Below are 22043 nucleotides of genomic sequence, written 5' to 3'. Positions count from 1 at the left end.
CATGCAAAGCTTCGACTTCAGCACGCTGAGTGCGCGAGACAAATACAAGATTCTGATCGGCAGCGTGGTGCCACGGCCGATTGCCTTGGTCACCACTGTCGACGGTGAAGGCCGGATCAACGCCGCCCCGTTCAGCTTTTTCAATGCACTCTCGGCCGATCCGCCGATCCTCGCCCTGGGCGTTGAAAACTACGGCGACCAGAGCCCCAAGGACACCACGCGCAACATCCAGCTCAACCAGGAATTCACCGTCAACATCGTCAGTGATGCACTGGTGGAAGCCATGAACGTCTGCGCCGTGCCCTTCGCCCCCGGCTTCGACGAACTCACCGCCGCCGGCCTCACCGCCATTCCCGGCACCACGGTCAAATGCCCGCGGATCGGCGAAGCGCCGGTCGCGCTGGAATGTCGCCGGATGATGGCGCTGTCCATCGGCCAGTCGCGGGAAATCATCTTCGGCGAAGTGCTGATGGCCCATGTACGCGACGAACTGATCGACCCGAAAACCCTGTACATCGATCAACTGGGGCTGGACGCGATCGGGCGGATGGGCGGGCATGGCTATGCGCGCACGCGGGATTACTTCGATCTGCCGACACGCTCGTTGCAGGCCTGGACGGAAGCGCCGGGGGGTGGGGAGCGGTTTTGGCCACTAGCCAAGTAGTACGCAGCGCATATCTCCTGCAGGAGCGAGCTTGCTCGCGAAAAACGTCAACGCTAATGCGGGGTGCCTGATGAACTGCGGTGTTCTTGCGCCCATCGCGAGCAAGCTCGCTCCTACAGGGGGATGCGTCGTTAGCGAAAATCCCGGCTACGCACGCTGATGCCATCCAACAGGGGGCTCAGGTCACTCAGACGCCCGGCAATCAGGTGGCGCACTTCGCCCTCTTTTTCCCAGCGTCCATCGACCTTGAGCAATTGTGAGCCGACCAGCACCTTGCGTTGCCGCTCGGCCAGGTCACGCCAGACCACCACGTTGACGTTGCCGAACTCGTCTTCCAGGGTGACGAAGGTCACACCGCTGGCAGTGCCTGGTCGCTGCCGACCGGTCACCAGCCCGGCGATGCTGACCGGCCGCCCGTGCTCGACCGCCAGCAATTCCTTGGAACTGCGGCAGCGCCGGGCCTTCAACTCGTCTCGCAACAACGCCAGCGGATGGGGCCCGAGGGTGGTGCCGAGACTGTTGTAATCGGCCAGCAGGTCCTCGCCCACCGTGGGTTTGGGCAGCGACACCGCGCTCTCTTCCTGACTGGGCAGGCCGGCAAACAGGCCAAGCTGCTTTTGCACCCCCGCCACGTCCCAGCGCGCCCGATGCCGATCACCGGCCAACCCTCGCAGCGCACCGGCATCGGCCAGTAGCTCCTGGGCGCGGGCATCGAGTCGCGCCCGTTCGCCAAGGTCGGCGACGTCGGCAAACGCACCGTTCGAGCGCGCCGCCTCGATACGTCGGGCATCGTCCTCGCGAAAGCCCTTGATCATGCGCAAGCCGAGACGAATCGCCGGTTGCGCACCGCTGAGCGGTTCCAGGCTGCAATCCCAGTCGCTGGCCCGCACGTCCACCGGGCGAATCTGCAGATGGTGGCGACGCGCGTCCTGCAGAATCTGGTCCGGGCTGTAGAAACCCATGGGCCAACTGTTGATCAGCGCACAGGCGAAGGCTGCCGGCTCGTGGCATTTCAACCAGCAACTGGCGTAGGTCAGCAGGGCAAAACTGGCGGCGTGGGATTCGGGAAAACCGTAACTGCCAAAGCCCTTGATCTGCTCGAAAATCTGCGCGGCGAATTCAGCCGTGTAGCCTTTTTTCTTCATGCCGGCGGCCAGTCGATCCTTGTGCGGCTCCAGCCCGCCATGACGTTTCCAGGCCGCCATGGAACGACGTAGCTGGTCGGCCTCGCCGGGGCTGTAGTCGGCGGCGACAATGGCGATCTGCATCACTTGTTCCTGAAACAGTGGAACGCCCAGGGTGCGCTTCAATACCTCCCGCAACTCTTCCGAGGGATAGCTTTCGAGTTCTTCCTTGTTTCGGCGACGCAGGTACGGGTGCACCATGCCGCCCTGGATCGGTCCGGGACGAACGATGGCCACCTCGATCACCAGGTCATAGAACTTGCGTGGCTTGAGCCTGGGCAGCATCGACATCTGTGCCCGGGATTCGATCTGGAACACGCCGATGGTGTCGGCGCGGCCGATCATGTCGTAGGTTGGCGCGTCTTCGGAGGGGATCGACGCCAGGCTCAGGTCCAGGTTGCGATGACGGCGCAGCAAATCGAAACAGCGACGAATCGCGCTGAGCATGCCCAAGGCCAGGATATCCACCTTGAGCAACCCGACCGCATCGAGATCGTCCTTGTCCCACTGAATGATGGTGCGCTCGGCCATCGCGGCGTTCTCCACCGGCACCAGATGGTCCAGCGGCTGCTCGGAAATCACGAAGCCGCCGGGGTGCTGGGACAGGTGCCGGGGAAACCCGATCAGTTGCCGGGTCAGGCTGAGGACCCTGCGCAACACCGGACTGTCGGGGTCGAATCCGCCTTCACGCAGGCGCTCCACGGGGGGAGCCTGATCGCTCCAGTGGCCACAGCAGTCGGCCAGGGCGTTGACCTGATCCGGCGGCAACCCCAGCGCCTTGGCCACATCGCGCACCGCGCCGGCACCGTGGTAACTGCTGACCACGGCGGTCAGCGCGGCACGCCCCCGGCCATAACGCTGGAACACATACTGCAAGACTTCTTCGCGGCGTTCGTGCTCGAAATCGACGTCGATGTCCGGCGGTTCATTGCGCTCCTTGGAGAGAAAGCGCTCGAACAGCATGTTCATGCGATCAGGGTCGATCTCGGTGATGCCCAAGGCGAAACACACCGCCGAGTTGGCCGCCGAGCCCCGGCCCTGACACAGAATCTTCTCGCGCCGGGCGAAGGCGACGATGTCCTGCACGGTCAGGAAATAGCTTTCATAACCCAGCTCGGCGATCAGCCCCAGTTCCTTGTCGATCAGGCCGCGTACCTTCTCGCTCGCCCCGCCGGGCCAGCGCTCGCGCATGCCGCGCTCGGTCAACTCGCGCAGCCAGGACGCTGCGCTGTGCCCTTGCGGCACCAGCTCTCGCGGATATTGATAACGCAGCTGACCGAGGTCGAACGTGCAGCGCCGGGCGATGGTCAGGGTTTCGTCGAGCAAGGCCGCTGGATAGAGATCGCGCAAGACGTCGAGACTGCGCAGGTGCCGTTCACCGTTGGGGTGCAGGCGCAACCCGGCATCGGCCACCGACAGGTGATAGCGGATCGCGGTCATGGTGTCCTGCAAGGCGCGCCGCCCGCGAGCGTGCATGTGCACATCGCCGCTGGCCACCGCAGGAATCCGCAGTTCCCTGGCCAGCGTCAGCAGCGCATCGAGGCGCCGGACATCGTCCTGACCACGGTGCAACTGCACCGCCAGCCACAGCCGTTCAGCGAACACCTGTTTCAGCCAGTCACCCTGTGCGAAGTCATCGACCGCGTCCGGCACCCACAGCGCCAGCAGCCCCGGCAACGGCTCGCTGAAGTCCTCGCGCAACACCTGATACTGGCCTTTTTGCGTACGGCGGCGGGCTCGGGTAATCAGTCGGCATAGCGCCTGGTAACCCTCGAGGCTCTCCACCAGCAGCACCAGTTTCGGGCCGTTCTCGATGCGCACTTCACTGCCGATGATCAGGGGCAGCTCCACGGACTTCGCCGCTTGCCAGGCACGGACGATGCCGGCCAGGGTGCATTCATCGGTGATCGCCAGGGCCTGATAGCCCTGCTTTTTCGCCCGCTGAAACAGCTCAAGGGCACTGGAGGCACCGCGCTGGAAACTGAAGTTCGACAGGCAGTGCAGTTCGGCATACCCGGCGCTCATGCGAACCAGCCCTGCAGCCACAACGGACCATCCTCGCCGACCGCACGATAAGCCCAGCCCTGCTGGCCGCTACGGGTTTCGATCAGGTAGTAGTCACGGCGTACGTCGTCGCCATCCCACCAGCCGGACTCGATGCGTTCCGGCCCCATGAGGATGCGCGTCGAGCCTTCGTGTACCGCCAGCGGTTCGGCCAGCAGCCAGCCTGGCCGTTGCACGCTCGGGAATCCGGCGCAGGGCTGGTGGTCGGCACTGGCCTGCCACGCACACTCCGGACGGTGATCGGCCTGAAAGCGCAAGCCGTGCACCGCGTCGTCCCCCAGCCGTGCGCGCAAGCGTTCGCGCAGTTGCTCCCAGGGCAAGGTTTGCTGTGGGCGATCGTCGAACAGCTCCTGAAACTGCGGAACGAAGCTCGGCAAGTCTTCGGCGCGCAGACGAAAACCACGCACCGGCGCCTCGACCTGCACTTGCTCCAGCCGCCCCCGCGCCAGTTCGAAGAGCATCGCCGGATCGCGTTCGGCGCTGAGCAGCCCCACCTTGATCAACGTGTCCGGCAAGCCGGCGTGTTCCAGATGCAGGTCGAAGCGTTGCACGCCGCTGTCGCGCCCGCAGAGAAACGCCGACAGGTCGCCGGTCAATCGACGCAGCGGAAACAGCAAGGCCTGATGGGATTGCACATCGAAGTTGAGCTCGATACGCACATCGAAGCGGTCCGGCGGCAGATAGAACGCCAGCGCCAGGCGCCGCAAGCCGAGCAAGGTGTCCAGGTGCTTGAGCACCGGAGCCTCGAAGCGTCGCGCCAGGCTGTGCCGAGGCAACGCCTGCACCTGGCTCAAGGTGCGCAGGCCCATGCGCGACAACGCGGTGGCGACGTTGGCCTCCAGTCCGATGCGGTCGACGGGCAATTGTCCGAGGTGATACTGCAAGGCTTGATCGTCGGGCACCACCAGGCCGTCATGGGCGTTGGCCAGCATCCGCGCCGCCGCCGGGTTGGGCGCGGCGACGATGCGGTGACGGAAACCCAACTCGCCGAGTTCGCTGCGCAAACGCGCCTCGAATGGCGGCCAGCCACCGAACAGCCCCAGGCTGGACTCGATTTCAAACACCAGCGCGCGCGGGTAATGCACGCTGACCTGGGAACTGAAGCGATACGCCCAGGCGGCCAGGAACTGCTGCCAGTGTTCGATTTCAGCCGTGTCGTATTCGGCCGTGGCAAAGCCCTTGCTCAAGGCCTGGGCGGCGCTCATGGACTGGCCGGGACGCAAGCCCAGCGCCCGCGCCGGGCCGTTGACCGCCTGCAACACCCGGCGCTGGGCCGGGCCGGTCAGCAACGCCAGCGGCGCTTCGGGGTCGGCGCGCTGACGCAGTACCGCGTCCAGCGCCAATTGCGGGAAAAGAATGCAGACCCAGCGCATGGCAACCTCAATGCCCCACGGCAAAGGCAATCGGCGCCGAACGGGCCAGGCCGCCCCGGCACTTGAGCACCCGCAATTGCGCAGGCTTGGCATCGATGGCGATGCGCAGGGCCGCTGGCGACGGGTTGATCGCTTCACTGATCGAGCGATAGGCGAACGCCAGGGTCGAGCCGGTTTCCGCCGCCACCTGCAAGCGACGCAGGGCGCGGTCATCGGCCTTGTGCGGCCAGCACAGCACCGCGCCGCAACTGCCCGAACGCAGGCATTGCTCGGCCGCCCACAGCGCATCGCGCTCACTGGCCTGGATGATCGACAACTGGCGCAGATCGACCCCGGCGCTCTGCCAGGCCTGGGGATACGGCACGTGGGGCGGCGCCACCAGCACAATGCGCTCGCCCGCCGCCGACAGCCGCGCCAGTGCCGGCCATACCAGTTGCAACTCGCCGACGCCCTGCCCGGCCAGAAGGATTTCGGTCAGCGCCGCTTCCGGCCAGCCGCCCGTGGGCAACGCCGCATCCAGCGCGGCATGCCCGGTGGGTTGCGGGCTGACGGCAGGCGGCGCAGGCCGGCCCTTCCAGACCTGGCCGCCATTGAACAGCGTATCCAGCGCAACGACGGCCCCCATCAGCCTTGCCTCACCAGACCGCAGAACACCCCTTCGATGGCCAGGTCCCGGTCGGCTTCGACGATGATCGGCTGGTAGGCCGGATTGCGCGGCAACAGGCGAACCCGGTCGCCGACCCGTTCGAAGCGCTTGATGGTGACCTCGCCGTCCAGGCGCGCCACGACGATCTGGCCGTTGAGCGCCTCGGGGTTGCGGTGCACGCCCACCAGATCGCCGTCGAGAATGCCGTCTTCGATCATCGAGTCGCCGCGCACCCGCAGCATGTAGTCCGGCACCCGGGAGAAGATCGACGGGTCAAGCAGCAGGCGGCTATGGATTTCGGCATCAGCGCCAATGGGCGCACCGGCCGCCACCCGACCGAGCACCGGGATGTCCAGCAACTCGGGGCGCGGCGGTTGCCCGAGCAGGCGAATGCCCCGGGCCTGATGCGGATTGACCTCGATAAACCCGGCTTCGGTGAGCGCCAGCACATGCTTGCGCGCCACGCTGCGGGAGGCGAAACCGAATGCCTCGCTGATCTCGGCGAGGCTCGGGGACTGACCGTGTTCGGCGATGCGCTCGCGGATAAAGGTCAGGATGGCGGTACGGCGGGGAGTTAAAGTCGTCATGGAGTACATTTGTACTCTTTTCGGTTTTTTCTTACAAGGATTTCTGCAGGAGCAGCCGGTCGACGCTCGATTGCTCGCGAAAAAACCGAGGCCGCCGCAGGGTATCAGGCACCCCGCGTTATCGTTGACGACCCTCGCGAGCAAGCTCGCTCCTACAGGGGTCAGCCAGATACGCGGTGATGTAATCGATAAACGCCAGCACTTTGGCCGTGGCCCGCCGATGGCTGGGGTACACCGCCAGAATGTGCGGGCCAAAGCTGTCGGGGTCGATGTCGTAGTCGGCCATCACCTGCACCAGTCGCCCATCGGCCAGGTACGGCGCGGCACTCCACAGCGGGGTGTGAAGCAGACCGCGTCCGGCCAGGGCATTGGCCAGCAACAGGTCGTAATTGTCGCTGCGCAATCGTGGCGTCTGGGGCTGCGGCAGGCTCAGCCGCTGGCCGTCGCGCTCGACCCACCAGAATTCGCGGCTGAGCAATGGGTGGCGATACAACAACCATTCGTGCTGATCAAGGGTTTGCGGGGTGACCGGCAGCCCCTTGCGCGCCAGATATTCCGGGCTGCCACACAACGCCAGGCGATTGCTCCCGACCACCCGGGCGATCAGCCCCGGCAAGTCGTCATGCCCTTCGCGCAACGCGAGGTCGTAGCCGCTTTCGAGCAAATTGACGAACGCATCGCACAGGTCCACTTGCAGGTCGATTTGCGGGTATTGCTCAAGAAAACCGCCCACCACCTGGTCGAGAAAAGCCTGTCCATAAGCCAGCGGTGCGGTGATTTTCAGACTGCCGCGCAAGCCATGCTGCAACTGCTCGATTTCCTCACCCGCCTCGTCCAGCCGCTGCAACACCTGACGCGCGGTTTCCAGGTAAAGCCGTCCGGATTCCGTGAGCGAAATCCGCCGGGTACTGCGCTCGAATAAACGCGCGCCCAGCTCCGTCTCCAGGTGATTGACCGCTTTGGTCAGGGCCGAAGGGGTCTTGCCCAACTGCTCGGCGGCGCGACTGAAACTGCCCAGTTGCGCGGTGACCACGAACATTTTCAGTGCCCCTAACTTGTCCATTCTTTTTCCATTCAGGCAAAAACGTTTTTCGTGAGTGAGGCGTTCTACCGACGGCGGCAAGCCACTAATCTGGCCATCAGACGCAATAACAAGGAAACATTCAATGAAAAGATTCATCCCGAATCTACTGATGGCGGCAATGAGTTTTGCCTCGTTGGAAGCCATGGCGGCGACTGATCTGGTGTTGTTCAACGGCAAGATTTTCACCGCCGACCGTAACCAGCCCAAGGCTCAGGCCCTGGCGGTACAGGACGGCAAGGTGCTGCAAGTGGGCAGCGATACGCAGATCAAGGCCTTGATCGACTCAGGGACCCAAGTCATCGACCTGGGTGGCAAGACCCTGATGCCCGGCCTCGTCGACAGTCATTCCCACGCGATTTTCGGCGGCCTGGAAATGGTCGCAGCAAACATGGAAGACGAGGTGGTCGAGCTCGACGAACTGGAAAAACGCCTGCGTGCCTGGCGTGACGACGGCAAGGCCCGGCATGGCGACGTCCTGACCGTGGCCGGCATGAGCTCGGCCTACTGGGCGCAGTCCGAAGCCTTGGGCAAGACATTCAATAGCGGCGAATGGGCCGACGTGCCCGTGGTGTTTACCGGCAGCGATCACCACACGGCCTGGGCCAACAATGTGATGCTCAAGCGCGCCGGCGTCGACGCGACGTTGCTGAAAAACCTGCCGGACGCCGAGAAAGGCACCATCGGCAAACTCGCCGATGGCAATCCCAACGGATTTCTGGTGGATGCCGGTTGGGACCGGGTGTCCTCGAAAATGCCGCCCCCGAGTGCCGCCGACATGCTCAAGGCGGCGCAAACCGCCGTGAGCTACAACAACAGCCTCGGCATCACAGCGTGGATGGACCCTGCGGCCAACGCCGCGCCTGGCGAACCGCTGTTCGCCCTCAAGCCCACGGAGAAAACCGTGGGCGTGCTGCCGGTGTACAAAGCCCTGTCCGAAAGCGGCGGCATGACCGCCCATGTCGCGGCACTGCTGGTGGCCAATCCGAAAAGCGTGCCGGCCGATCTCGACACGCTGGACAAGGTCCGCCAGCAGTTCCAGGGCATTTCCAACCTGACGCTGCCCGGCGTCAAGATCTTCGCCGACGGCGTGATCGAGTACCCGGCGCAGAGCGCGGCGATGATCGATCCCTATACCAACTCGCACAAACCAGGCGAACTGCTGATCGATCCCAAGCACTTCGGCGAGCTGGTCAGCGCCGTCGATCAACGGGGCTGGCTGGTGCACATCCACGCCATCGGCGACCGCGCGGTACGCGAATCGCTGAACGGCATTGCCCAGGCGCGCAAAGACCGGCAGAGCGGAGTGACCCACTCGATCACGCACTTGCAGATCGTCAATCCGAAAGAATTCGCCCGCTTCAAACCGCTCGATGTCATCGCTTCGATGCAACTGTTGTGGGCCAGTGCCGACGACTACACCACGGACATGATCAAGCCTTACGTCAGTGCCCTGGCGTTCCGTTACCAGTACCCGGCGCACTCCTTGCTCAAGCAAGGCGCGACCATCGCCGGGGCCAGCGACTGGCCGGTGTCTTCGCCCAACCCGTGGAACGCCATGGCCCAGGCCATGACCCGGATCGGGCCGATGGGGGTGCTCAACGCCGATGAACGCATTGACCGCGAGACCATGTTCTACGCCTATACCCTCAACGCCGCTCGCACCATTGGCCTGGACAAACAGATCGGTTCCTTGACCGCTGGCAAACAGGCCGACTTCATCGTGGTCGACCGCGATGTGTTCAGCGTCGACGAAAAAGCCCTGCACGACACCCAAGTGCTGCAAACCTGGTTCGCCGGTCGTCAGGTCTACGCACCAACCCTCTGATAAAAACAGCAACCCCGCCGCTGCCCGACTCCGTGTTTCTCGACACGGGGCCAGGCGCAGCCATGTCCGACTTCTGCCTATAACAATCACAATAGCGGGACGTACCCCATGAAAGCTTTCACCCTGTTCGCCCTCGGTTCCTTGAGTTTGCTGCCCTTAAGCAGCCAGGCCGTGCCCTTGAATGATGATTTCTCGTTGCTGCTGGACGTCAACCTGGCCAGCGACTACCGCAGCCGTGGCATCTCGCAAACCCAGAACGACCCGGCCCTGCAAGCCGGCGCAACCCTGACCCACAGCAGTGGGCTGTACCTGGGCGCATGGAGTTCCAACGTCGATTTTGGCGGCGGCCTGAAGACCCGACAGGAGATCGATTACTACGCCGGTTGGCTGTGGCAAGCCACCGATGCGGTCAATCTCGACCTTGGTTATCTCAAATACAGTTACCCGAAAGAGAGCCAGTTCAATCAGAGCGAGGTCTACGGCATTCTCAGCGTTTATGGGGTGAAGCTCGGCGCCTATTACTCCGACGATGCGCCGGGAATCGACAGCCAGCAGAACTCGCTCTACACCTACATCGGTTATGAAACCGAGTTGCCCTATGACACCGGCCTGAAACTGCGTTACGGCAACATGGACTTCAAGGACCCGACCCTGTATTCGAACTCGGGTGAAGCCGAGGATTCATACCGCGAATGGGAAGTCCGACTGACCCAAGAACTGGCCGGAGTTACGCTGGGCCTGAGTTACGTCGACACCAACCTGTCGAAGAGCCAATGCGCCAGCAATTGGGGGTTCGATGATGTGTGCAGTGCGACGGTGGTGGCGAGCGTCAGCAAGACTTTTTGACCAGCACGGATCCCTATGTGGGAGCTTGCTCGCGATAAGGCCCGTCCAGTCACTATCAATAGCGACTGTCAGGCCGCCATCGCGAGCAGGCTCGCTCCCACCGTTAGATTCCAGTGGGTTCGGGGGCGAGTTGTGCCAGATAGGGCCAGGGATAGATGCCGCGATCGTGGCCGTCGCTGAAGATCAGTTGCAATCCATACCCCTGCGAGTGCAAATCGATAACCCGAACCTGCGCATCAACCCGCGAAATCTTGAGCACTCCTTGGTATGAGCGTAAAGGACGCCAAACCAATTAACAGTGTGCCTACGGCACTGAGAATTGCCGTGAGGGAAAGGGTCTGGGAATAACCGACCATCCCGCCGACGACTCCGCTACCGAGAAAAATGAAGGGGTGTACGCCACTGGTAAAGAGTGTATCGACTGCCACCACTTTACCGAGGTCCTTTTCGGGAGACAGTGTCTGCATCGCTGTGGCCCATCCAGTCAACCAGGACGCTTCGACGACACCTACCAGAGTCGCCCCCAGTATCGCCATCCAGAACGAGCTTCCCATGCCGAGTAGTGCCATCGCGCCAGCCAGGAACAGGCCGCAGGTCACTGCAAGTCCGATCAGTCGTTCATGCCCGGAAACAAGCACCGTGACGATTGATCCAATGCACGCACCGAATCCCGAGGCGGCCAGACATACTCCCCACATTTCTTCGTTGAATCGATTGCTGATGGCATAGGGAGCGACAACCAGGAAAATCGGGAAACACAATACGTTCACCACGAGGGTGGCCGCGAAGCCCAGCAAAAGCTTGGAGTTGCCGGTAACGATGGCAATGCCATTGACCGTTTCCCGGATCGAGAACTCCTCCTCGAACTCACAGGGCTCAACATTGGGCAACATAGCCGTGTAAATGGCGGCGCAGAAGAATGTCAAACCATCGATCAATATGCCCCAGACCGGATCCCAGAAAATGATGAATACTCCCAGCGTCGCGGGAAACAGCACAGCGACCAGGTTGTCGACAAAGTTCATCGCACCATTGCCCGCCACCAGTGCTTGTTTGGGCAGTAATTTGGCAAGCAGTACTTGGGCGCACGGACGGGAAACCCCAATGCCGATGCCAAATATCAGGTAGACAAAGACCAAGCACCACCACGGTGCACCGGAGAAGAACAGCGCCACTGCGGCCAGTTGCGCGCAACCCCTCGCCGTGTCGGTGTAAATCAGTACTTGCTTCGGCGACTTTCGATCCGCCAGCAAGCCTCCGGCCAGGGCCCCGATCACGCTCCCTACCCCGACTGCCGCCATAACAAAACCAAATACTTCTGCTCCGTAGCCGGTCCGGATAAGCGCTATCGGCAGAGCGGCTAGACAAATAGCGTCGCCGGCCATCGAGAGACTTTGGCCTATCAGCAATTTGCGAAAAGACGTGACGCTCAGCGCTTCGGTATAAGGTGATAAGCGATCGGCAATGGAGATCATAAGTAATCCTCCTTGAGACCTATACTTGCGTCCTGGTTTAAGCGCATAGCGAGCTTCACCCCCCCTCTCCGGACTTCAAGTTCTCCTCGACCGAGAATCGAGACCTTGAGCTGCTGTCCACGGAAGCGGTATGTCAGTCGATACTTGATTGGCTGACCCACCGCTTTCGCGAGCAGGCGCGCGTGCATCAGATTAGGTTGGATTCGGGGACGAGTTGTGCCAAGTACGCCCATACCCACGGATAAATCCTTTGGATAATACCTGCTGCAGTTCATACCCCTAAGCGCGCTGTTAGACAACCCGCAAACGCAATGCCCTGCAGTCCTTACTCTAACGAAGCGGACAATCAAAAAATCGGGCCTACCGTTCGTCGTATTTTTTTTAAAAAATCAGCACTTGAAAAAATAAAAATCATAAAAAAACACAAAACGCACATTTAATCCTACAGAAATCCCCCACTCGACATAGCAAGATCATTTCTACTTACCGAAAATTAAAATACGGTTTGAAAAAGAGATTTAAAAATTCCACGCTAGACACTATCCGCACTAAAACCAAACCAAACCATCAAGATTCCGAATCTCATGCAGGACACTTCTTGAAAGTGTGTAGGAATGCCCCTACAACACAAAAAGGCCCCTCCCTTGCACACAACAGAAAAATCAACTAACTATTGCAACACCACTTAATTTCAAGTGGCAAACACAACGAGTAAAAACAAAATGAAAAACAACGAACTTGGAAAAGTGCTATTCAATTTTAGAAATGATGTTGGATCGAACTCCAATCCACAAGTCGCTGGCGGCTCCGGAAGTGCAGGAGGTTGCGGGGGCAGCGGTGGATGTGGTGGGGGTGGCGGATGCAGCGGTGGTAGCGGTGGAGGAAATGGGGGCTGTGGCGGAGCAGGAGGCACTGGCGGTGGTGGCACCGGTGGCTGCAGAAGCATGTAGTTGAAACCGATAATAAACTGCCTACTAATTTCCCAGGCTAACAGGATCTTTCAAAGTGAAAGATCCTTTAGGAGGAGATAAATGCAACTGATATTCTCAGAATTTGACATTGTGAGCCTGCCTAATGAGTCACTAATAATATCTATCAATGGCGCATCAAAAACCGAGTCAAAAAAACTATTGAATGTGCTGCAGGAACTAAAAAAACAAAAGCTACCCAGCATACCGAAAGCGCTATTCGATAAAATAGTATCCGCCCAAAAACTACCTCTAAAAGAAACTTATAGGTTCTTGAATTTCGCCATAGGCCTTAAAAATCAACCATCGGAAATATATTTCAAAAAGGTATTAATAGCGCATGATTGGGGCAACCGAGAAGAATTCGAAGCTATCATTGATCAAGAAATTAAATTCGACTACGAAATAGTTAGCGACTTTGAATCCTTAATTGACCGAGCCCAAGGCAATGCATTTCTAATTAAAATAATATGCATGCAATACAATTATTCAAAACTTAAAAACCTATACTTTTGTTTAGCAGACTCATCTCCGAGCAGCGCCATCTCGATAGGATACTTGAACGGAGGCACGTTTCGTATAAGTCAACCATACATTCCTAACATTGGAAACCCCTGCCATTTTTGCCTTGTAGAGAGGCAACTAAATTATGAAAGAATCAACGAAAGTCGAAACTCCTGGTCTGCCCTACTGAACTTTTGCGTTGACCAAAACATTACAACACCCTCCCCAAATTTAAGCTTGTTACAGAGAAATCTAGCATTAGGCACTGTAATAAAAAAAATCAAGCTTCATACGGAACACAATCAAGACTTCAGATATCAAGACAACTCTCTTGCATCAATGAGTATAGATTTAAACAGTGGATTAATTACTGAAGAGTTGACCACTCACTGGCATTCCTGCACCTGTTTGAGATCTAAATATGAAAAATATTCCACATGATTACTATCTGAAATTCCTCGATCAAAAAGTCATGGAGGACACCTTGGAATTCCATAGCAAAGGCAATTTCACCATCCATGACTGCGTTAAAAATATATCCATATTGCACAACCTTCCGCCACAGACACTTTCAGATTTAACAGGTAACGAACTGCAATTATATCCTGATATGGATATCACTACAAAAGGCGAAACGCTCAACGCGCTAGAGCCTACAAGCCCTTTACATCGAAATCAATCATGCGATTTCTTCGACGATCAAAACATAACATTCGATTTGATAAAAAATTAATCAGCCCACTATTAAGAATTAGCAAAGACACTCATAAAAGAGGATACCCTAGTGCAGGAGCACTATATTCGGTAGAAGTATTTTGTTGCTCGCTATCACCTAAAAACACATGGCCATGCCCTGAAAAAATATTACATCCACTACCACACTCAAGAAAATTTGAAATAATGCAGGGGAGTTACGACGCCAACTCAATAAAAGAGGCTATTTTGCCCAAAGGAAGCAAAATTGGCAATCCCAGCCTAGCCATAGTTTATGTAATGTATATGCCAAAAACGCTATTTAAATATCGTTATCGCGGCTACAGGTTAGCGCTAATGGAAACCGGATCAATATATATGCTAATTGATCTTCAATGCAAACATTTAAATATCAAAAGCCGTCAATGGTCTGGGTACACCGACAACATGCTGTGTAAGGTCATCGGACTAAATCCAACTCTATTTTTTCCTGCATGTGTACAGTTGATCGGAGGCTAAATTGAAAATTTCAAGTTACAGCAATGATCCCTCACTACCTGGGGAAATGTGGTGCCACCCCCCATGCATTTTCGACTTCCCTTTTTGCACGGAGATTGGCGATCAATGGGGCTCAATAGGTTCAGGAATTGGCACAAGCTCAACATCAATAAAAACCGGCTTGGGCGAATACTTCGAGAGACGTCACTTCTATTTAGAAATATTATCCGATAGCTTTTCGACTCTAGAGGATAGTCTTACGCCCAAAGAGGTCGATAGTTTCAGAAAAGCATTTAGTCAAACCGCTGCTAAAAACATAAACCTAGCTGATCTGACGGGTCGAAAATTCAACATGACCACCGCCATACGTATTTCTGATTTTTCATGCTGTTCAATTCCGACCGTGTGTATCTCCCTGACCCACAACAACAGCGACGACGACAAAATTTACCCAAGTCGAGACACGTGTGGATGCAGCTTTCATTGGAATCCAGAACTCGCGATTCTTGGCTCTATTAAAGAATCATTAGAACGCCAATTTCTCACTCGATTCTGGCTAACCAAACAATGCATAGAGACAATCAAACCAGCCGAGATATCAGCTACGATAAAAACGCTCCCTTCATACGGTCTATTCAACGCACTGACAAAATCAGGACAACTATTAATAATTGACATTTCCGACGATGACTTCCCAGGAGTTTGCTTACTAACAGTTTACGGGAGCAATGACTCCAGTAGAAATGTTCACTACTGCGCAGGAATGTCTTATTCAGAAAGTCGGGCAGAAGCATTGAACAAGTCAATATTGGAGTTATGGCAAACATTTCGGTTCATGAATTTATTCAGAGTTTTTCACGGCGACCCAGACACTCTTAAGGACTCTTACATTCGCCACTTTGTAAAATGCAACCACTATAAAACCTTTGAAGAAATCACGTCACAACTAAACTACCGCCCACGCGCATCACACAATAAAAGCACACATTGCAAGTTAGATACTGAAAATTTGATTGGATGTTTGAGACGGAAAAACTTCGAAGGATACCTCTACGTAAAAACAACTCAAATAGAAGAAACCAACTACACATTTTGCAAATTCACTTCGCCCTGTATATTTATGCACATGAACAATTCAGCAGACATCAACATAATCAACGATTATTCAGAGGCTTTTTTCCTCGAAATACATAACGAAAGAAAAGAAACAATGGTTCCATTCCCATAGAGAATTCAATCATGACTAAAAATATCTGGCCCAGAATTTTTTCCCTGACCTCCATATTCATTAAAGAACAATTAAAAGAACCCATCTCATTATTTTGGATCATGATATCACCTTGCGCGATGTTCTATTTTTTTGCAGCAACCAGGCAAGACGCCAACTATTTCTCCAGCAACTACATTACAGTCTCAGCATGGTTTTATGCCTATATCTCCTCGAGCGTTGCATTATTCGGATTCGCCTTTTACATAATCGGAAGAAGGGAAAGCGGATTCACACGATCATTTATTTACTCCAAGGACTCAAAATTAATTTTCCTTTTATCACACTTCATTACTTATTCACTAATATCGACATCCTATTGTGCGACCTTTTACCTAATGACGAAATTTCCATTTGGAAACTACAACCTCAATGAATTACTAAATATCACACTACGCTTCTACGTCTGCTTCATCATGTTTTGCACTCTCGGGGCTGTATTTTCATGGCTACCGATTAACTTTCAGAACTCGAACACGTTGCTTTCCATCTTTTCGTTCTGCATGCTAATTCTCGGAGTAATGAGTACCGCCACAGCAAACCACATCACTGATACTTTGAATCTTGCAAACCCACTAACTCTTGCAAGCAAAATAATGGAACAAGGCCTTCAATCCAATCAGCCCACCACAATCGCAATAGTTTTTTTGTTCACTTTTACACTATTTAAGACATTCAAACATCTTAGAATAAATCCTGTATGGAGCCGATATTAATGAAAAAGTTTAGGGCGCAAAACATTGATTTTTCCTATTCAACCACCCCCCTCTTAACCCAGGCGTCTCTTGAGGTTACTCAAGGAGATATTGTCGGAATTCTCGGACCCAACGGCTCTGGAAAAACAACTTTTTTCGATATCATCTGCGACCTTAAAAAAGCAAAGTGCGGCTTTATAAAAAACGACTTTAGTCATTTCTTATACCTTTCTCAAATCATTACCACTTCTCCACCGTTGCGCATGCGCGACATTTTTAAAATGGTGACTGCGCTGTCATCAAGCGAACCAATGACACAAGATAAAGCCCTAATAAAATTAAGTGCGTGGAGTCCTGCGATAGTTGACCGGTACCAAGACATTTGGAACAAAAAATCATCGCTATGCAGCTACGGAGAAACACGCTGGTTCTTTACGCTTTCTCTTCTTTCAATCTCTGCAGACTTCGTGATTCTCGACGAACCTACTGCTGGTGTAGATCCAGAATTTCGTCACTATATTTGGCAATGTCTTCACGGCGCAGCCAGAGAGGGCACTGCCATTCTAGTTTCCTCGCATAATGTTGATGAAGTCATTAACCATTGTGATTATTTTTACATGCTCAGCCAGCACCGCTTCAATCGCTTTGCCAATGGTAGTGAGTTCATGAATAAGTATGGAGCAAAGACTGTGGACGATGCATTTATCCGAGCCATTACTGAACCTGAATTCGCGACATAAAAAACTGGAACCGCACATAGGGGGAGATGCTCCAGACTGAAATAGCTCCCTATTCAGTCCCTAAATCCAGCCAGATAAGCCCACGGATATATCCCCCGCTCATGCCCATCACTGAACACCAGCTGCAGTCCATACCCCTGCGCATTCACTTCGACCACCTGAACGCGGTCATCAACCAGCGGTGCCATTCCCCGCATTCGAAACGCCCGGCATTGCGAACACGGGCATTGGCGACGCAACTCGACGTGGTCCAGCCACTGTTCGCGACCGTCCGGCCAGTTCAAGCGCAATTGTTGTTTGCTTCGGGAATTGCCGATGACCAGCGGGCTCATTGCAGTTGACTCAAGGCAATGCGCACCGCCTTGCGCACTTCCGGGTCGCCGTCGTCCTGGGCGGCCAACAGCGGCGCGATGGCATCCCGCTCGTTCAACTCGCCCAAGGCCAGCGCGGCTTCCTTGCGCAGATTGCTGATGCGGTGGCCGAGGGTTTCGATCAAGGCATCCAGAGCCGGGGCATAACGTAAACGCCCAAGGCTGCGGGTGGCGCGCAGGCGGACTTGCCAGTAATCGTCACCCAAGGCTTCGACCAGCGCGGCACCGGCGTCGAGGTGTCCGACCTTGCCCAACGTGGTGGCGGCCTCTTCGCGCACTTGCCAGGCCTGGTCCCGCAGGGCCTGTCGCAGGGCCGGCAGCACCTGTGCGTCTGACGCCAGCCCCAACGCCCCGGTGGCCGCGCGACGGACTTCAGTGTCCGGGTCATCGCTGGCCAGCCGTGCCAGGGCCGGTAAGGCATCGAGCTGCTTGAGCCAGCCCAGCACGCCAACCGCTTCACGCCGGACGTTGGCGTCGTGATCGTCCAGCGCCAGCAAGGCCGCCGGGGCTGCCAGGGGAAAGCGCAACTCGCGCAAGGCCCGGAATGCAGCGATGCGCACGCCGATGTCGGCATGCCCGGTCCACGGCAGAATCACCCTGCCGGCCGCTTCACTCTTGAGCAGGCTGAGGCTTTGCGCGGCGGCGGCTTGCACCGCTGGCGCGGGATCGGTCAGGGCCTGGCACAACGCCTCGACCACGGGCTCGTCCTCCCAGGCTTCGAGCAAGCGCGCGGCTTCGGCGCGAACCTCCTCGGCCGGGTCGTGCGCCAGGCGATCGACCAGCCACAGCAGGCCATCCGGTTCTTCCAGGTCAGCCAGGTCGATCAGGGCGATACGGCGCACACCGGCATCCTCATCGGTCAGGCGTGGTTGCAGGGCGAGAATGTCGTCGTTATCGGTTACATCAAAGAGTGAGGTCATAGGGCAAATCGCGGCAGTTTGTTTTCAGGAGGAAGTCCGAGAGGGTTCAGGCGCGGTAGCTGCCGACCGTCTTCGTGACGCAGAAGCTCGAGGCAGTGACGCTTCAAGCGCGAGAACTTGTGGCTGGTCACCAGTTCGGTGGTGCGTGGCCGAGGGAAGTCCAGGTGCAGGTCTTCGATGATCCGGCCGGGGCGCGAGCTCATCACCAGCAAGCGATCGGCAAGGAACAGCGCTTCATCGATGTCGTGGGTAACGAACACCACGGTGGTGCGAATCCGTGTCCAGATGTCCAGCAGCAGTTCCTGCATGTTCAAGCGCGTCAGGGCGTCAAGAGCACCGAAAGGCTCGTCCATCAGCAACAACCGTGGACGATTGACCAGCACCCGGGCGATTTCCACCCGCTGCTGCATGCCGCCGGACAGCTGATCCGGCCAGCGCTCGGCAAAGCCTTCAAGGCCCACCAGGGCGAGGATTTCATCGGCGGCCCGGTGCCGTTCGGCTTTGCCGATACCGCGCATTTTCAGGCCGAAGGCGACGTTGTCGCGCACCGTGCGCCAAGGGAACAGCGTGTGCTGCTGGAACACCATGCCGCGCTGTGGCGACGGGCCAGACACCGGCGCGCCGTCGACGTTGAGGACGCCGGTGCGCGGTTGCAGGTGACCGGCCAGCGCACCGAGCAAGGTGGATTTGCCGCAACCGGACGGCCCGAGGATGCACACGAACTGTCCCGGTTCGATCTGGCAATCGAGCCCCTGCACCGCTTCAAAAGCGGCGCTGCCCTCGCCCAGGCTGATCGACAGGGCGCGAATATCGATACGCCCTTCCGGGTGTTGAAAAACGCTCATCAGGCTTTACCTCGTGGTCGATGCCAAGGCGTGAACAGTCCACCGAGGCGCTTGATCAATAGGCTGCTGCCCATCCCGAGTACCCCGATCAGCAACATGCCGACCACGATGTCGGCGTAGTTCTGGATGGTGTAGGACTCCCAGGTGTAATAACCGATGCCGTACTGGCCGGAGATCATTTCGGCGGTCACCAGGCAAAACCACGAGGTGCCCATGCCGATGGCCAGGCCCGTGATGATGCTTGGCGCAGCCCCCGGCAGAATCACTTCCAGCAGAATCGCCCGCCGCCCTGCTCCGAGGCTTTTCGCCGAGGCGATCAGCCGTGGATCGACACCTTCGACGCCGTGCACGGTGTTGAGCAGGATCGGAAACAACGCGCCGGTGAAGGTGATGAAGACCATCGACAGTTCTGACGAGGGGAACATCAGGATCGCCAGGGGGATCCAGGCCACGGCCGGTATCGGCCGCAGTACTTCCAGCGGCGGCAGCAACAGGTCTTCGGCCCATTTCGAACGGCCGATGGCCAGTCCCAGGGCAATGCCGATGACCAGTGCTGCGAGGTAACCGGCGAACACCCGGCCAAGGCTGCTGCTCAAGTGCTGGGCGAGTTTGCCGGAGTCGCCGAGACCGAGGGCCGCCTGGATCACGGCCAGCGGTGTTGGCACATTGGCGAATGTCACCAGGCCGAGGTTCCAGTGATGGCTGGCGGCGAGTTGCCAGAACAGCAGGCAGAGCAGCAAGGAGGCGGCTCGGGGAGGCCAGCGCTTAAAGGGTCCGTTCACAATTGTTCCTCTCAACCGATTTCCTGTAGGGGCGAGCCTGCTCACGATGAGGTGTCAGTCGACATTTCCTTGGCTGACACTCCATCGCGAGCAGACTCGCTCCTACAGGGGACTGCGGTGTTTTTGAATTAACGCACGGCCACCGCCTGGGTGGTGGCATCGGTGAAGTCGAACACCTTGCCGCCCTGGGCCGTGGCGAATTGTTGGGCCTGTCCCTTGAGCAAAAACGCACTGAGGCGCCCTTTCGCATCACTGGCAAACCACGCCTGATCCGCCAGCAACTTGATGCCGCTGTCGCTGGCCTGGGCATACACCGCGCGGATGTTCTTGCCTTCCTGCTTGAGGCTGGCCAGCGCGGTGAACGCGGCTTCCGCCGACGCGTACTGACGGACTTTCGGTTCGCCACGCACCCAGATCTCGGCCACGTGGCTGAAGTCGGTGATGGCTTTGCCAGTGGACGCATCGACCGCCTTGAGCGGGGTTTGCGCGTAGTTGGCCAGTTGCGCGTTGTAGTCCAGTTTCGAGGCCTTGAAGGCGGCGCGGATGTACTGGTCGTCGATGAAGGTATTCAGATCGAGCCCGCGATCAGCCTTTTTCAGTAGTTTGAGGGTGTCGATGGCGGTGCCGACAGCCTGGCGATATTCAGGCTTCCAGCTCAGGTCACGGGTCTGTACGCCCAACGGACCGTGGAACAGGTAATTGACCTCGGCATCGACCCCGGTGACCTTGGCGATCAGTTCGCTGTACTTCTCCGGTTCGGCGGCGAGCAACTGATTGGCCTCGATGCTGGCGCGCAGGTAGGCGACGACGATCTCCGGGTATTTTTTCGCGTAGGCCTGGTCAACCAGCGCACCGTGGAATGTTGGCGCGCCAGCCTGGGAACCGTCATAGATCTTGCGTGCGAAGCCCCGGCTCGGGAACAGCTCGGCGAACGGCACGAAGTCGGCATGGGCGTCGATCTTGCCGGCCTGCAAGGCGGAGCCGGCGACTTCCGGTGGCTGGGCAATGATGTTCACGTCCTTGAGCGGGTCCCAACCCTGGGCCGCCACGGCACGCAGCAACATGCCATGGGCGGTCGAAGCGAACGGCACGGAAATGGTCTTGCCCTTCAGCTCGGCCAGCGACTGCACGCCCGAGGCACTCGGCACCACGATGCCGTTGCCACTGCCCTTGATGCTGCCCGACAGCACGCTGATGAACAGGCTGTGCTTGCCCGCCGTTTCGAACGCCACACCGTTGAACGAACCGGGGAAATCGGCCATGGCGCCGAAGTCGAGTTTGCCGGCAACCATTTCGTTGGTCAGGGGCGCGCCGCTGGTGAAGTTCTTCCACTCCACGTCGTACTTGGCGTCCTTGTATTGCCCGTCGTGGGGCAGGTACTTGTCGAGCAGGCCCAGTTCGCGGATCAACAGACCACCAGCGGCGCAGTTGATCGTGGTGTCCTGGGTGCCGATGGCAATGCGGATGGTTTCGGCCGAGGCCGACAAGGTGAATGAGGCCAGTACCAGACCGGCAAACGCTGCACGCAGCGATGTTGGCAAAACCATGGTGAATCCCCTCGAATCGTTTATTGGATGTTCGTCTCCGCCACGATCAGGGCGTGGTGGGAAACGAGGGGTGTTTGAAACAGGCGTCCGGTGGTGGCCGGATGGCTTTAACGCATTTTTTCAACACACGATCTGGAGCCGGCTTGAACGGCGAAAGCGGTGTGTCTGTTGCAGAGGTGGTGAATGTGAAATCGTTTTCGCTGGCAAGCCAGCTCCAAGTCAGCGCAACAAATAAGGGATGTCCACTTTCACCGCCCCGGTCGGGCAGTCCTTCTCACAGGGCATGCAGTACCAGCACTCATCGAAGGCCATGTAGGCCTTTTGCGTGGCCGGGTTGATGGCCAGCAAGTCCATCGGGCAGACGTCGACGCACACGGTGCAGCCTTTGTGGGCGATGCAAAGATCCTCGTCGACGGTGACCGGCGCGTTGGAGCGGAAGAAGATTTCCTGGGGTTGATAGGCCAT

19 protein-coding genes and 1 pseudogene are annotated in these 22043 nt (G+C 57.5%); 7 read left to right on the top strand and 13 right to left on the bottom strand.

The window, feature by feature from the left end; genetic code table 11:
• Position 1 precedes the first annotated feature (1 nt).
• Positions 2-664, top strand: coding sequence for a flavin reductase family protein (locus F7R06_RS00330; RefSeq protein ID WP_090322788.1), 663 nt, complete (start codon positions 2-4; stop codon positions 662-664).
• 131 nt (positions 665-795) lie between these two features.
• On the opposite strand, the gene F7R06_RS00325 is transcribed toward F7R06_RS00330, so the two are convergent.
• From F7R06_RS00325 to F7R06_RS00305, 5 genes are all read right to left on the bottom strand, one after another.
• Positions 796-3894: an error-prone DNA polymerase gene (locus F7R06_RS00325; protein ID WP_162493936.1), complete on the bottom strand. Its 3099-nt coding sequence runs from the start codon at positions 3892-3894 to the stop codon at positions 796-798.
• Positions 3870-5285 (bottom strand): Y-family DNA polymerase, encoded by a 1416-nt coding sequence (locus F7R06_RS00320; protein WP_090322792.1) that lies wholly within the window; start codon positions 5283-5285, stop codon positions 3870-3872. The genes F7R06_RS00325 and F7R06_RS00320 overlap by 25 nt, the downstream gene beginning before the upstream one ends.
• A 7-nt stretch (positions 5286-5292) precedes the next feature.
• Positions 5293-5910 carry a translesion DNA synthesis-associated protein ImuA gene (gene imuA / locus F7R06_RS00315; RefSeq protein WP_090322795.1) on the bottom strand — a complete coding sequence of 206 codons (618 nt, stop codon included), beginning with the start codon at positions 5908-5910 and terminating at the stop codon, positions 5293-5295.
• The gene (lexA, locus tag F7R06_RS00310) at positions 5910-6527 is read right to left on the bottom strand and encodes a transcriptional repressor LexA (RefSeq protein WP_090322797.1); all 618 of its coding nucleotides are present in this window, start codon (positions 6525-6527) and stop codon (positions 5910-5912) included. Before lexA ends, imuA begins: the two co-directional genes overlap by 1 nt.
• Before the next feature lie 109 nt (positions 6528-6636).
• On the bottom strand, positions 6637-7581 hold the full coding sequence (locus F7R06_RS00305; RefSeq protein WP_090322799.1) for a LysR family transcriptional regulator: 945 nt from the start codon (positions 7579-7581) through the stop codon (positions 6637-6639).
• Between the two features lie 103 nt (positions 7582-7684).
• Between F7R06_RS00305 and F7R06_RS00300 the strand changes: the two genes are divergently transcribed.
• Together F7R06_RS00300 and F7R06_RS00295 are read left to right on the top strand one after the other, a co-directional pair.
• Positions 7685-9427 (top strand): amidohydrolase, encoded by a 1743-nt coding sequence (locus tag F7R06_RS00300; protein ID WP_090322801.1) that lies wholly within the window; start codon positions 7685-7687, stop codon positions 9425-9427.
• Positions 9428-9535: 108 nt separating this feature from the next.
• Entirely contained in the window at positions 9536-10273 is a 738-nt protein-coding gene (locus F7R06_RS00295; protein WP_090322803.1) for a TorF family putative porin, read from the top strand.
• 103 nt (positions 10274-10376) lie between these two features.
• On the opposite strand, the pseudogene F7R06_RS00290 reads toward F7R06_RS00295, so the two are convergent.
• Both F7R06_RS00290 and F7R06_RS00285 read right to left on the bottom strand, forming a co-directional pair.
• Positions 10377-10517: pseudogene (locus tag F7R06_RS00290) on the bottom strand (gamma-butyrobetaine hydroxylase-like domain-containing protein); the annotation flags it as partial.
• The gene (locus tag F7R06_RS00285; RefSeq protein WP_090322809.1) at positions 10510-11748 is read right to left on the bottom strand and encodes an MFS transporter; all 1239 of its coding nucleotides are present in this window, start codon (positions 11746-11748) and stop codon (positions 10510-10512) included. The pseudogene F7R06_RS00290 and the gene F7R06_RS00285, both read right to left, overlap by 8 nt.
• A gap of 771 nt (positions 11749-12519) precedes the next feature.
• Between F7R06_RS00285 and F7R06_RS00280 the strand changes: the two genes are divergently transcribed.
• From F7R06_RS00280 to F7R06_RS00255, 4 genes are all read left to right on the top strand, one after another.
• Positions 12520-12702, top strand: a complete 183-nt coding sequence (locus tag F7R06_RS00280) for a hypothetical protein (protein WP_162493930.1) — start codon at positions 12520-12522, stop codon at positions 12700-12702.
• A gap of 77 nt (positions 12703-12779) precedes the next feature.
• On the top strand, positions 12780-13661 hold the full coding sequence (locus F7R06_RS00275) for an McbB family protein (RefSeq protein WP_090322817.1): 882 nt from the start codon (positions 12780-12782) through the stop codon (positions 13659-13661).
• 772 nt (positions 13662-14433) lie between these two features.
• A complete protein-coding gene (locus F7R06_RS00265) occupies positions 14434-15639 on the top strand; it encodes a YcaO-like family protein (protein ID WP_090322820.1) in 1206 nt (401 codons plus the stop codon).
• Between the two features lie 754 nt (positions 15640-16393).
• Positions 16394-17113, top strand: a complete 720-nt coding sequence (locus F7R06_RS00255) for an AAA family ATPase (protein ID WP_090322826.1) — start codon at positions 16394-16396, stop codon at positions 17111-17113.
• 53 nt (positions 17114-17166) lie between these two features.
• On the opposite strand, the gene F7R06_RS00250 is transcribed toward F7R06_RS00255, so the two are convergent.
• From F7R06_RS00250 to F7R06_RS00225, 6 genes are all read right to left on the bottom strand, one after another.
• A complete protein-coding gene (locus F7R06_RS00250; protein WP_090322828.1) occupies positions 17167-17445 on the bottom strand; it encodes a DUF971 domain-containing protein in 279 nt (92 codons plus the stop codon).
• Positions 17442-18404: a HEAT repeat domain-containing protein gene (locus F7R06_RS00245; RefSeq protein WP_090322831.1), complete on the bottom strand. Its 963-nt coding sequence runs from the start codon at positions 18402-18404 to the stop codon at positions 17442-17444. Before F7R06_RS00245 ends, F7R06_RS00250 begins: the two co-directional genes overlap by 4 nt.
• Positions 18401-19249, bottom strand: coding sequence for an ABC transporter ATP-binding protein (locus F7R06_RS00240; RefSeq protein ID WP_090322833.1), 849 nt, complete (start codon positions 19247-19249; stop codon positions 18401-18403). The genes F7R06_RS00245 and F7R06_RS00240 overlap by 4 nt, the downstream gene beginning before the upstream one ends.
• Complete coding sequence (locus F7R06_RS00235) at positions 19249-20031, bottom strand: ABC transporter permease (protein ID WP_090322836.1); 783 nt, start codon at positions 20029-20031, stop codon at positions 19249-19251. Before F7R06_RS00235 ends, F7R06_RS00240 begins: the two co-directional genes overlap by 1 nt.
• 128 nt (positions 20032-20159) lie before the next feature.
• Positions 20160-21578: an ABC transporter substrate-binding protein gene (locus tag F7R06_RS00230; protein ID WP_090322839.1), complete on the bottom strand. Its 1419-nt coding sequence runs from the start codon at positions 21576-21578 to the stop codon at positions 20160-20162.
• Positions 21579-21797: 219 nt separating this feature from the next.
• On the bottom strand, positions 21798-22043 hold the full coding sequence (locus F7R06_RS00225; RefSeq protein ID WP_008060065.1) for a 4Fe-4S dicluster domain-containing protein: 246 nt from the start codon (positions 22041-22043) through the stop codon (positions 21798-21800).

Source organism: Pseudomonas moorei, from assembly GCF_008801475.1.
Lineage (GTDB): Bacteria > Pseudomonadota > Gammaproteobacteria > Pseudomonadales > Pseudomonadaceae > Aquipseudomonas > Aquipseudomonas moorei.
The sequence above is the reverse complement of the archived record's forward strand: the minus strand, read 5'-3'. Positions and strand labels throughout refer to the sequence as shown.

Excerpts from the sequence above, each read along its gene's own strand:
- F7R06_RS00330 (WP_090322788.1), top strand. The coding sequence starts at position 2 with ATGCAAAGCTTCGACTTCAGCACGCTGAGTGCGCGAGACAAATACAAG.
- F7R06_RS00320 (WP_090322792.1), bottom strand. The coding sequence starts at position 5,285 with ATGCGCTGGGTCTGCATTCTTTTCCCGCAATTGGCGCTGGACGCGGTA.
- imuA (WP_090322795.1), bottom strand. The coding sequence starts at position 5,910 with ATGGGGGCCGTCGTTGCGCTGGATACGCTGTTCAATGGCGGCCAGGTC.
- lexA (WP_090322797.1), bottom strand. The coding sequence starts at position 6,527 with ATGTACTCCATGACGACTTTAACTCCCCGCCGTACCGCCATCCTGACC.
- F7R06_RS00305 (WP_090322799.1), bottom strand. The coding sequence starts at position 7,581 with ATGGACAAGTTAGGGGCACTGAAAATGTTCGTGGTCACCGCGCAACTG.
- F7R06_RS00300 (WP_090322801.1), top strand. The coding sequence starts at position 7,685 with ATGAAAAGATTCATCCCGAATCTACTGATGGCGGCAATGAGTTTTGCC.
- F7R06_RS00295 (WP_090322803.1), top strand. The coding sequence starts at position 9,536 with ATGAAAGCTTTCACCCTGTTCGCCCTCGGTTCCTTGAGTTTGCTGCCC.
- F7R06_RS00285 (WP_090322809.1), bottom strand. The coding sequence starts at position 11,748 with ATGATCTCCATTGCCGATCGCTTATCACCTTATACCGAAGCGCTGAGC.
- F7R06_RS00275 (WP_090322817.1), top strand. The coding sequence starts at position 12,780 with ATGCAACTGATATTCTCAGAATTTGACATTGTGAGCCTGCCTAATGAG.
- F7R06_RS00255 (WP_090322826.1), top strand. The coding sequence starts at position 16,394 with ATGAAAAAGTTTAGGGCGCAAAACATTGATTTTTCCTATTCAACCACC.
- F7R06_RS00250 (WP_090322828.1), bottom strand. The coding sequence starts at position 17,445 with ATGAGCCCGCTGGTCATCGGCAATTCCCGAAGCAAACAACAATTGCGC.
- F7R06_RS00245 (WP_090322831.1), bottom strand. The coding sequence starts at position 18,404 with ATGACCTCACTCTTTGATGTAACCGATAACGACGACATTCTCGCCCTG.
- F7R06_RS00240 (WP_090322833.1), bottom strand. The coding sequence starts at position 19,249 with ATGAGCGTTTTTCAACACCCGGAAGGGCGTATCGATATTCGCGCCCTG.
- F7R06_RS00230 (WP_090322839.1), bottom strand. The coding sequence starts at position 21,578 with ATGGTTTTGCCAACATCGCTGCGTGCAGCGTTTGCCGGTCTGGTACTG.
- F7R06_RS00225 (WP_008060065.1), bottom strand. The coding sequence starts at position 22,043 with ATGGCCTATCAACCCCAGGAAATCTTCTTCCGCTCCAACGCGCCGGTC.